Origin of the sequence: Bradyrhizobium sp. (genome assembly GCF_049581145.1) — a bacterium.
GTDB lineage: Bacteria > Pseudomonadota > Alphaproteobacteria > Rhizobiales > Xanthobacteraceae > Bradyrhizobium.
Genome location: NZ_JBAURI010000604.1, coordinates 1 through 6447, shown reverse-complemented (window position 1 = coordinate 6447; position 6447 = coordinate 1). Strand labels below are relative to the sequence as shown.

Annotated in this window: 6 protein-coding genes and 1 pseudogene; 5 read left to right on the top strand and 2 right to left on the bottom strand. The window is 64.9% G+C overall.

The annotated features are described in order from the left end of the window. Positions 1 to 587 precede the first annotated feature (587 nt). Positions 588 to 2096 (top strand): replicative DNA helicase, encoded by a 1509-nt coding sequence (locus tag WCB02_RS19945; RefSeq protein WP_423960695.1) that lies wholly within the window; start codon positions 588 to 590, stop codon positions 2094 to 2096. Positions 2097 to 2149: 53 nt separating this feature from the next. Then, a complete protein-coding gene (alr, locus tag WCB02_RS19940) occupies positions 2150 to 3412 on the top strand; it encodes an alanine racemase (RefSeq protein WP_423960694.1) in 1263 nt (420 codons plus the stop codon). Between the two features lie 12 nt (positions 3413 to 3424). On the opposite strand, the gene WCB02_RS19935 is transcribed toward alr, so the two are convergent. Beyond that, a complete protein-coding gene (locus WCB02_RS19935; protein WP_423960692.1) occupies positions 3425 to 3649 on the bottom strand; it encodes a cysteine rich repeat-containing protein in 225 nt (74 codons plus the stop codon). A 59-nt stretch (positions 3650 to 3708) separates the two neighbouring features. Here WCB02_RS19935 and WCB02_RS19930 point away from each other — a divergent pair, with 59 nt between their 5' ends. Further along, entirely contained in the window at positions 3709 to 4479 is a 771-nt protein-coding gene (locus WCB02_RS19930; RefSeq protein ID WP_423960691.1) for an exodeoxyribonuclease III, read from the top strand. Here WCB02_RS19930 and WCB02_RS19925 read toward each other — a convergent pair. Next, positions 4476 to 4784 (bottom strand): hypothetical protein, encoded by a 309-nt coding sequence (locus WCB02_RS19925; protein ID WP_423960690.1) that lies wholly within the window; start codon positions 4782 to 4784, stop codon positions 4476 to 4478. The genes WCB02_RS19930 and WCB02_RS19925 overlap by 4 nt on opposite strands. Positions 4785 to 4940: 156 nt before the next feature. Between WCB02_RS19925 and WCB02_RS19920 the strand changes: the two are divergent. Beyond that, positions 4941 to 5149, top strand: a pseudogene (locus WCB02_RS19920) (sulfite exporter TauE/SafE family protein); the annotation flags it as partial. A gap of 17 nt (positions 5150 to 5166) precedes the next feature. Further along, positions 5167 to 6447, top strand: a 1281-nt coding sequence (gene radA, locus WCB02_RS19915) for a DNA repair protein RadA (protein WP_423960689.1), incomplete at its 3' end; no start/stop codon positions are given.

Here is a 6447-nt window from a genome sequence, read left to right as displayed (position 1 = left end):
AACGCAAAACGTCGCATCGGTCGGCCCCCCTCAGGCCGACCGCCTATGAATCATTCAAAAACTGATTTGGGAATCCCCTAACTGAAGACAGGCCCTAGCATCCCCCGAAAGAATCTCGGCCAAATGTGATCTGCCTCACAAAAGCCTTCCACCGGCTCCCGTAAAGCTGCAGAATGGCCGAGAAAACTCACCCATCGTCCTCTGACGGGCAGGACCTCCGGACCGATTACGCCCTGATCGCGAGCGGCGTCGCGGCCGCCCTCATCGCGCTGACCTACCTGCTGCTGACCTGAGGCCCAGAGAAACCGGAATGGCCGCCGACCGGCCGGGCACTGGGATAGGTCGGTGCCGGCCAGGACAAGGTTCAGGCAGGCTGTCAAAAATCCCCCGATATCCGTCCTTGCCCTTGCCCGGTGGATGCCTGATTTTGGCCGAAAGCCGTCAAGCAGCGCGTCCTGCGCAGTTGCGATTCATCCACATTATAAAGAACACAGTGCATAAACGCCGCGCGCTCGCTTCCGCTTTGGCCGCGACAGGCGCTTTATCGCCGCCCCGCATCCGGCAAAAGTTGCTAGACACTCCCAGCCATGGCCTTGACTGATTCGAACTCAAACGTCCTCAAACTCGCTCCCGACGCACAAGCGCCGACCTATCGCACCGCACCGCACAATATCGAAGCGGAACAGAGCCTGTTGGGCGCGATTCTCGTCAACAACGACGCCTTCTACCGTGTCTCGGACTTCCTGGAACCGAAACATTTCTTCGAGCCGCTGCACCAGACGATCTATGAGACCGCCGGCAGCTTGATCCGGATGGGCAAGATCGCGACCCCCGTGACGCTGAAGACCTTCCTGCCCGCCGAGACCGATATCGGCGGCATGACCATCGGCCAGTACCTCGCGCGCCTCGCCGCGGAGGCGACCACCATCATCAACGCGCAGGACTATGGACGCACGGTCTACGACCTGTCGCTGCGCCGCGACCTGATCGGAATCGGCGAGGATATGGTCAACGTCGCCTTCGACGCGCCGGTCGACTTCGCGCCGCGGGCTCAGATCGAGGATGCCGAGCGCAGGCTCTACGAGCTGGCCGAATCCGGCCGTTATGACGGCGGCTTCCAGCGCTTTTCCCAGGCGCTGACGATTGCCGTCGACATGGCGGCGAAAGCGTTCCAGCGCGACGGCAAGCTTTCCGGCATCGCCACCGGCCTGCGCGACCTCGACACCAAGATGGGCGGCCTGCAGCCTTCGGACCTGATCGTCCTCGCCGGCCGTCCGGGCATGGGCAAGACCGCGCTGGCCACCAACATCGCCTTCAACATCGCCAGGGCCCACCGCGCCGAGGTTCAGCCTGACGGCACCATGAAATCGGTCAATGGCGGCATCGTCGGCTTCTTCTCCTGCGAAATGTCGGCCGAACAACTCGCCACCCGCATCATCGCCGAGCGCACCGGCATTCCCTCCAGTTCGATCCGCCGCGGCGGCATCAGTGAGAGCGATTTCGATAAAATCCGCGACTATTCGATCGAGCTGCAGGCGCTGCCGTTCTATGTCGACGAAACCGGCGGCCTGTCGATTTCGCAGCTCACCGCGCGGGCGCGGCGGCTGAAGCGGCAGAAAGGCCTCGATCTCATCGTGATCGACTACATCCAGCTGTTGCAGGGGTCGGGCAAGCGCGGCAACGACAATCGAGTGCAGGAGGTGACGGAAATCACCACCAATCTCAAGGCGCTGGCCAAGGAACTCAACGTCCCCGTCGTCGCGCTGTCGCAGCTGTCCCGCCAAGTGGAAAACCGCGACGACAAGCGACCGCAACTATCGGACCTGCGTGAATCCGGTTCGATCGAGCAGGATGCCGACGTGGTGATGTTCGTGTACCGCGAGGAATATTATCTCGCCAACAAGGAGCCCCGCCCCGGCACGCCGGAACACGAGAAGTGGCAGACCGAGATGGGGCTCGCGCATGGCAAGGCGGAAGTCATCATCGGCAAGCAGCGCCACGGCCCGACCGGCACCGTCGAATTGCACTTCGAGGCCAGCGTCACGCGATTCGGTGACCTCTCCCAGGACGGCCATTTGCCGGATCGGACCTATTGATCGGCGGGTTCCACGCGGTTGAACCCGCGCGCCGCTGCGCGTAAAAGCCTGTGATGGACACCGCCTCCGATCTCACCAATCCAGTTCCGGCCGGCTCGCTGTTATCGCACGACGCCAACCAGGCGGCGGCGCTCGCCACCGCCAACGGCGTCCTGACCGTCGATCTCGACGCCATCATCGCCAACTGGCGCAAGCTCGAGAAGACGGCGGTGCCAGCCGAATGCGCCGGCGTGATCAAAGCAGATGCCTATGGCTGCGGGGTCGAGCCCGTGGCGCGCGCGTTGTATGGCGCCGGCTGCAAGACCTTTTTTGTCGCAACCGTCGACGAGGCGCGCGCCGCGCGCGCAGCCTTGCCCCCGCAGGCCGCGATCTACGCGCTGAACGGATTCTTCCAGAACACAGGCGACGCCCACGCCAGGGCCGACTGCAAGCCCGTGATCGGCGATCTCAACGAGCTCGCGGAATGGGATGTGTTCTGCCGGCGTTCGGGCTGGAACGGCGGCGCGGCGATCCATATCGACACTGGCATGAACCGCCTCGGTCTGACCGTGACCGAGGCGCAGGGCATCATCCCGCGCATCAACGCCGGCGATCACGGCGTCACGCTGGTGATGAGCCACCTCGCCTCCGCCGAGCAGCTCAACAACCCGGTCAACGCAAGGCAGCTCGGCGCCTTCCGCGAAATCGCCAGCCTGTTTTCCGGCGTGCCGAGCTCGCTGGCGAACTCCTCCGGCATCTATCTCGGCGCGCCGTTCCAGTTCGACATGGTGCGGCCGGGGGCGGCGCTTTATGGCATCAACCCGACGCCGGAGTCGGACAACCCGATGCAGCCGGTGGTCGAACTGAAGGCGCGCATCGTCCAGGTCCGCAATATCGAGAAGGGCGACACCGTCGGCTATGGCGGCACCTGGACCGCGCGCCGGCAGACCAAACTCGCGATCGTCTCCGCCGGCTACGCCGATGGCTATTTCCGCGCCGCCAGCGCCAACGACGGCACCCGCGGCGCCGAGGTGGTGGTCGCCGGCAAGCGTTGCCCGATCGCGGGCCGGATCTCGATGGACCTGATCGCGATCGACGTCACCGACCTGCCCCACAATGCCGCACGGCGCGGCCATATGGCGACGCTGATTGGCGAGGGCATCACCGTGGATGAACTGGCGCATCATTTCGGCACCATCGGCTATGAGGTGCTGACCAGCCTCGGCCCGCGCTACGCGCGGATCTACAAGGGCGGCACGGCGCAGATACCCGGCGAAGCCAAGGTCGAAGTCGAGGCCGAAGTTGTTCCGGAAGGCGCGGCCGTGCGCTCCGCCTAGGCCGCGTTCTTGCTATTTCTTCCGGGCGTCAAGCACCTTCTTGCAGGCGTCACCGAGCTGATCATACTGCTTGTTCAGGCAGGCGATGATGCGGCCGCCGCCGGGCATCGTGCCTGAACAGTACTTGTCATAGTCCGGCTTGCAGGCCGTGCGCTGCTCGGAACTCGGGCCTTGCGCCGGCGCCGAACCGGGCAAGCCGGTGACGCAGATCAGAACGGCCAAGCGCAGCTTCAGCATGGAGCCTCCAACGGCAGGTGACGAGCAGGCTCGATAGGCAAAGATTACGGCTTCTCTGCATGAAGATTGCGACATTCAATATCAACAACATCAACCGCCGCCTGCCAAATCTGCTGCGCTGGCTGCGCAGCGCCAAACCCGACATCGTCTGCCTGCAGGAGTTGAAGGCCGCCGACCCCGAGTTTCCGGCGCAGGCACTCGCAGAGGCGGGATATGGTGCGATCTGGCGCGGGCAAAAAACCTGGAACGGCGTCGCGATCTTGGCGCGCAACGCCGAGCCGGTGCCGGTCCGGACCGCGCTACCCGGCGACCGCGACGATCACGAGGCGCGCTACATCGAGGCCGCGGTCTCCGGCATCGTGATCGCCTGCCTCTATCTGCCAAACGGCAATCCGCAGCCCGGGCCGAAATTCGACTACAAGCTCGACTGGTTCAAAAGGCTGCGGACGCACGCGGCGAAATTCCTCAAGCAGGATTTGCCGGTCGTGCTGGCCGGCGACTACAACGTCGCCCCCACGGCAGCCGACATCTATCCGACGCGGTCATGGGACAAGGATGCGCTGATCCAGCCCAAAAGCCGAGCCGCGTTCACCTCACTGCTGGAGCAAGGCTGGACCGACGCGATCCGCACGCTGCATCCCGAAAAACCGATGTTCACCTTCTGGGACTACAAGCGCAACCGCTGGCCGCGCGACGCCGGGCTCAGGCTCGATCATCTCCTGCTCAGCCCGGCGCTGGCGCACCGTCTGATCAAGGCCGGCGTCGATCGCAAGCTGCGCGGCGAAGATGGCGCCAGCGACCATGCACCGGCGTGGATCGTGTTGCGCTAAATGGCCGAAAGCCGTTTTGCGTTGGCCGCGACATGCTCGCGATAACGACCAATGATGGCGGCAGGTGTCGCGCCGCGCAACCAGCTCGTCCCTGCCTCGAATGCGGCAGAGATCTTTTCGCTGACCATGAGGCGGGCTTCGCGCTCGCTGTCGGTATCGCAACTGGCGAATTTCTCGAGCCGCAGCCGCACCACCTCGCCGGCCTCGAACGCCAGCATGACGCCGGCGAACCATGGAAAACCGTCATCGGAGCCGGTCAGCACCGCGTTCCGGTCGAAGGCTGAAGAGGAAGACTCGTTCATCATTGTACCGCGCTTATTCTTTGACTGCGATTGCAATCAATACGCGGCAAATTTTAAGGACGCGTCGAAAGATGCCGGGCATTTTTGCCTTCGCGCGAAGACCGGGTTAACCAAGCACCCGTTCGGGAGAAGACCTGTTGGGCTTCCTTTTCGTCCTTGGCGAAATCCGTCGCCTTCCGGCGCTTCGGCGCGCTGAGGCGCGACGTCGCCTTGAAGGGCCTGATCACGGGTTCGTCGCTGATGTTCGGCGCCTTCATCGCCAAGCGCTTTGTGCTCAGGCTCGAGCCGGACGTGTTCGGTATCGTGATGGACGCGATCAGCTCACGGCGGCCGCATCCATGCTATGGAATGCGATGCAATCTCCCTGAGCCGTGATTCCAATCGAATGGCCAAGTCCGCCCTCTCCTTTGTCTGCCAGAACTGCGGTGCGGCTTACAACCGCTGGCAGGGAAAGTGCGAGTCGTGCGGCGAATGGAATACGCTGGCCGAGGAGGACACAACCGGCGCGACCGCGATGCCGGTCTCGATCCGCTCCCGCCGCAAGGGCCGGGTGTTCAAGCTGGAGAGCCTGACCGGAAAGAGCCAGGACGCGCCGCGCCTGTCGTCGGGCATGGCCGAGCTCGACCGGGTCACCGGCGGCGGCTTTGTCCGCGGCTCGGTGCTGCTGGTCGGCGGCGATCCCGGGATCGGCAAATCGACATTGCTGACGCAGGCGACGAGCCTGCTCGCCCGCGCCGGCCACCGCGCGGTCTACATCTCCGGCGAAGAGGCGGTCGCGCAGGTGAGACTCCGCGCCGAACGGCTCGGCCTTGCGGATGCGCCGGTGCAGCTGGCCGCCGAGACCTCGGTCGAGGATATCGTCTCGACGCTGTCCGAGGGCGCGGTGCCGCGGCTGATCGCGATCGACTCGATCCAGACCATGTGGACCGATACGGTCGAATCGGCGCCGGGGACGGTGACGCAGGTGCGCGCCTCGGCGCAGGCGCTGATCAGGTTCGCCAAGAAATCCGGTGCTGCGATCATCCTGGTCGGCCACGTCACCAAGGACGGCCAGATCGCCGGGCCCCGCGTGGTCGAGCACATGGTCGACGCGGTGCTGTCGTTCGAGGGCGAGGGCTCGCAGCAATTCCGCATTTTGCGCGCTGTGAAGAACCGGTTCGGCCCGACCGACGAAATCGGCGTGTTCGAAATGACGGGGCTCGGCCTGCGCGAAGTCTCCAATCCCTCGGAGCTGTTTTTGTCGGAACGCGATCTCGGCACGCCGGGAACCGCCGTGTTCGCAGGCATCGAGGGAACCAGGCCGGTGCTGGTCGAATTGCAGGCGCTGGTGGCGCCGACCTCGCTCGGCACGCCGCGCCGCGCCGTGGTCGGCTGGGATCCGAGCCGGCTGTCGATGGTGCTGGCCGTGCTGGAGGCGCATTGCGGGGTGAAGCTGTCCGGCCACGACGTCTATCTCAATGTCGCCGGCGGATTGCGCATCCAGGAGCCGGCCGCCGACCTCGCCGCCGCCGCCGCCCTGGTCTCCTCGCTGGTCAATGCGCCGCTGCCGACGGACGCGGTCTATTTCGGCGAGGTCTCGCTCTCCGGCGCGGTGCGGCCGGTGGCGCAGACCTCGGCACGGCTGAAGGAAGCGGCAAAGCTCGGTTTCGGCCGCGCGGTGCTGCCC

What these genes read in the sequence shown, in the direction of transcription:
- WCB02_RS19945 (WP_423960695.1), top strand. Translation starts at nt 588, where the DNA reads ATGGCCTTGACTGATTCGAACTCAAACGTCCTCAAACTCGCTCCCGAC.
- alr (WP_423960694.1), top strand. Translation starts at nt 2,150, where the DNA reads ATGGACACCGCCTCCGATCTCACCAATCCAGTTCCGGCCGGCTCGCTG.
- WCB02_RS19935 (WP_423960692.1), bottom strand. Translation starts at nt 3,649, where the DNA reads ATGCTGAAGCTGCGCTTGGCCGTTCTGATCTGCGTCACCGGCTTGCCC.
- WCB02_RS19930 (WP_423960691.1), top strand. Translation starts at nt 3,709, where the DNA reads ATGAAGATTGCGACATTCAATATCAACAACATCAACCGCCGCCTGCCA.
- WCB02_RS19925 (WP_423960690.1), bottom strand. Translation starts at nt 4,784, where the DNA reads ATGATGAACGAGTCTTCCTCTTCAGCCTTCGACCGGAACGCGGTGCTG.